The 1644-nt window shown below is 48.1% G+C and carries 1 protein-coding gene; it reads left to right on the plus strand.

All coding sequences use genetic code 11. From position 1 onward, the window contains the following. The first annotated feature begins 111 nt into the window (after positions 1 to 111). On the plus strand, positions 112 to 1476 hold the full coding sequence (locus tag BCT81_RS28110) for an 8-oxoguanine deaminase (RefSeq protein ID WP_102426569.1): 1365 nt from the start codon (positions 112 to 114) through the stop codon (positions 1474 to 1476). Positions 1477 to 1644: the final 168 nt, after the last annotated feature.

A 1644-nucleotide genomic window follows, 5' to 3' on the forward strand; every position in this document is an offset into this window, starting at 1 on the left:
TGAGAACACTGAATGTTTCATCGCCCTTGATTCGAATTTATCTTTTAACAACAAATACCAAATAAAGACCCTCTTCCCTGAAAAGGCTGAGATGGCTAAGGACTACTATGAATGGAAACCATCTGGATTAAGAATCCTCTCGCAATCTACACTGGCTCACTAACTGATGCAGAAGGCGGAATTGTCATTAAAGGTAATAAAATCATTGAGCTGGTTGGCAAACACAAAGAGCCGACCTTACCCGTAGATTACAGCGTCGACGCCTCTCGCCATGTTGTAACACCAGGGCTTATCAATGCGCACCACCACTTCTATCAAACCCTAACGCGTGCCTACCCCGGCGCACTCAATAAAGAACTCTTCCATTGGCTACAAAGCCTCTACCCGGTTTGGGCCAACCTCGATTCTGAGATGATGAGTCTCGCAACCGAGCTCGCTTTGGTTGAGCTGATGATGTCGGGCTGTACTACAGCATCGGACCATCATTACTTGCTGCCAAACGGGCTTGAACACGCCATTGATTTACAAGTCGAAGCGGCAGATAAGCTTGGCGTTAGAGCGATATTTACTCGCGGATCCATGAGCCTTGGGGAAGATGAAGGTGGGCTACCTCCAAGACACACCATTCAAACCGAACAAACCATCATTGATGACAGCCAACGCTTGATTCGTGATTACCACCAGCGTGATGAAGGGGCGATGATTCAAATCGCACTCGCGCCTTGTTCGCCATTCTCGGTCACCACAGATCTGATGAAAGAGACCGCCAAGATCAGTGAGCGTGAGAACGTAATGATGCACACCCACCTGTGCGAAACCTTAGACGAAGAAGACTTCTGTATTGAGAAGTTTGGCCTGCGCCCTGTCGATTACCTAGAAGATGTCGGCTGGCTCAATGAACGCACTTGGCTTGCTCATGGTATTCACTTCAACCCAGAAGAGATTAAGCGTTTGGGTAAAGCAGGGATAGGTATCAGCCACTGCCCAACTTCCAACATGATGTTGGCTTCCGGTATTTGTAAGAACAACGACCTCGAGGCGGCTGGCGTAAAAGTCGGGCTAGGTGTTGATGGCTCAGCGTCGAACGACGGCTCCAATATGATTGCCGAAGTACGCATGGCGATGTATCTACAACGTCTGCAATATGGCTCAGCAAACGTATCTCACTTCGACGCACTGCGCTGGGCAACATCAGGCTCTGCTGCGGCAATGGGCAGAACCGACATCGGTACGCTAGAGGTCGGTAAACAAGCTGACATCGCGATGTTCAAGCTTGATGACATTCGCTTCTCTGGCAGCCACGATCCACTTGCAGCACTACTACTCTGCGGCGCTCAACAAGCGGATAAAGTAATGGTTGCCGGAAAATGGCGAGTTAACGATGGTTCGGTGCTCGGCATAGACATGGAGCAGCTAATGCACCGTCACCACACCGCTGCGATGAAACTCGGAAAACTGGCAATGAATAATAACTAACGCCAATGCTTGTCCATCAAACAGTGTGTACCTCACTATGATGGGCAAGCGTCCTTACTACTAATAAAAATTCAATTCTGACTGTTAAATACGCCATCCTATTGGTTGTTCCTCCCCTAAATATTTAACCAAAACCCACTCTATAATTAATATCGCTAATTTAATAAT

It is taken from the genome of Vibrio sp. 10N.261.52.A1 (genome assembly GCF_002876325.1).
Lineage (GTDB): Bacteria > Pseudomonadota > Gammaproteobacteria > Enterobacterales > Vibrionaceae > Vibrio > Vibrio chagasii.

Excerpts from the sequence above, each read along its gene's own strand:
- BCT81_RS28110 (WP_102426569.1), top strand. The coding sequence starts at position 112 with ATGGAAACCATCTGGATTAAGAATCCTCTCGCAATCTACACTGGCTCA.